The 2,094-nt window shown below is 70.8% G+C and carries 3 protein-coding genes; 1 reads left to right on the top strand and 2 read right to left on the bottom strand.

Annotated elements, in window-relative coordinates:
- Positions 1-796: LysR family transcriptional regulator (locus tag AC1DZ6_RS24070; RefSeq protein ID WP_477099626.1), on the top strand; the 796-nt coding region annotated here is incomplete at its 5' end.
- Positions 797-812: 16 nt separating this feature from the next.
- Here AC1DZ6_RS24070 and AC1DZ6_RS24065 read toward each other — a convergent pair.
- Positions 813-1,778: a Vgb family protein gene (locus AC1DZ6_RS24065; protein WP_477099625.1), complete on the bottom strand. Its 966-nt coding sequence runs from the start codon at positions 1,776-1,778 to the stop codon at positions 813-815.
- 50 nt (positions 1,779-1,828) lie between these two features.
- The coding region (locus AC1DZ6_RS24060; RefSeq protein ID WP_477099624.1) for a vitamin B12 dependent-methionine synthase activation domain-containing protein at positions 1,829-2,094 on the bottom strand (266 nt) is incomplete at its 5' end.

The following is a 2,094-nucleotide window of genomic DNA, read 5'->3' as shown; positions in this document are numbered from 1 at the left end:
GGCCAATCTGGAGGGCCAGATCGGCGTGCGCCTTTTCGACCGCGCCGCCCGCCTGCCGGTGCTGACCGAGGCCGGCCGCGCCCTGGTCATCGAGGCCCGCGAGGTGGCCGGCCGCATGGACGCCTTCAAGGCCCGCGCCGCCAGCCTGGCTGGCGGCCTGGAGCCCGAGGTCTCGATCGTGGTCGACGTGATGTTCCCGATGGTGGTGCTGGCCCACGCGATCGGCGACTTCCAGGCCCACTTCCCCGAGACGGCGCTGCGCGTGAATGTCGAGGCGCTGGGCGCGGTCATCCAGCCGGTGCTGGACGGACGCTGCGCCTTCGCGGTGATGAGCGCCCTGCCCGACATGCCCGTCACCCTGGTGCGCGAGCAACTGCAGTCGCTGCGCCTGATCCACGTCGCCGCCGCGGACCATCCGCTGGCCGCCTTCGAGGGTCCGGTCCCGACCGAGGAGCTGGCGCGCCATGTGCAACTGGTGCTGACCGATCGCTCGACCCTGACCCAGGGACGCGAGTTCGGCGTGTTTTCGCCTCGCACCTGGCGCCTGGCGGATCTGGGCGCCAAGCACGCCTTCCTGCTGGCCGGCCTCGGCTGGGGCGGCATGCCGTCGGACCGGGTGGAGGCGGATCTGGAGGCTGGGAGGCTGGTGGAGATCAAGTTGAGCGAGGCCCCAGCCGGCGGCTTCATCATGCCTTGGTACGCCGCCCATCGGCCCGACACCCCGCCCGGACCGGCGGGCCGCTGGCTGATCGACCGACTGAAGGACACGGCGGCGCAATGTCCGACCCAGAACTGACGGCGCGGCCTCGAGGCTACCGATCCAGGGCCCGCACGTTCACGCGCCAGACCTCGCCGGCCTTGTAGTCGGCGATCCACACCGAACCGAACGCCAAGCTGACCGCGCCCGTGCCGCGTCCGCCCGAGAAGGTCTGGACGACCTGGCCCGTGCGCTCGTCGAGGCGGGTCAGGGGCCGCCCGCTGACCGGCAACCACACCCCGCCCTCGCCCACCGCGATATCGCCGCCGCCCGTCGGGGGCGCGCCGGTGACGATGCTGGCGACCACCGTGTTGGTGCGCGGATCCAGCCGCGAAACGGCGTTGTTCTTCCGGTGCATGACCCAGACCGCGTCACGGCCCACGGCAATGAACCGGGGACGCTCGCCAGCCGCGACAGTGGCGATGACCCGGTTGGTCTTGGGATCGATGCGCGAGACCACGCCGGCGTCGGTGCTCGACACCCAGACCGAACCAAAGCCGAAGACCACGCCCGAGGCGCCGGCGGGCAAGGCGATCCTGGCCACGATCGCGCCGCTGACGGGCTCCACGCGGGCGATGGCGGCCGAACCGTCCTCTGCGCGGACCGTGACCCAGACGCTGCCGGCGCCGATCGCCAGGCTGCCCTCGCGCTCGGGGTCCAGCGGCAGCGGGAAGCGACGATCGATCGCCAGGGTGACCGGATCGATGGCCATCAGCACGCCGGCCTTGCAATCGACGACCCAGACCCGCCCCAGGCCCGTCGCGATGCGATGGCAGGACTGGCCGCCGGTGGCCACAGCGCCGGTAATCCTGTCCGTACGCGGATCGATGCGATGCAGCCCGCCCGGCTCGTAGCTGGCCAGCCACATTTTGCCGAACCCGGGCGCCATCCAGTCGGGCTGGTCGGCGACCGTGAACCTGGCCGCGATCGGCAGGTCCGCACGGACGGGCGGCGGCTCGGCGGCAACGCTCGCCTGGGCCATCGGCAGAAGGGCGGCGAGCATCAGGACAAGGTGGCGCATGGCGCGAAGCTACAAGCTCTGCAGCCCGCACTCAATGCGAATGATTCTCATCAAGCCGCCACTTCGCGCGCCTTGGCGCCGGGGTCGTAGTTGAGGATCGGCGACAGCCATTTCTCGGCCTTGGCCAGGTCCCAGCCCTTACGGCGCGCATAGTCCTCGACCTGGTCGAGATCGACCTTGCCGACGCCGAAATAGTGCGACTGCGGGTGGCTGAAATAGAAGCCCGACACCGCCGCGCCGGGGCTCATGGCGTAGCTCTCGGTCAGGATCATGCCGGTGGCCGCTTCCGCGTCCAGCAGCTTGAACAGCGTGCCCT

Source organism: Caulobacter sp. P1_B12_2, from assembly GCF_056406675.1.
The sequence above is the reverse complement of the archived record's forward strand: the minus strand, read 5'-3'. Positions and strand labels throughout refer to the sequence as shown.

Coding starts and splice junctions, on each gene's coding strand:
- AC1DZ6_RS24065 (WP_477099625.1), bottom strand. CDS start 1,778: ATGCGCCACCTTGTCCTGATGCTCGCCGCCCTTCTGCCGATGGCCCAG.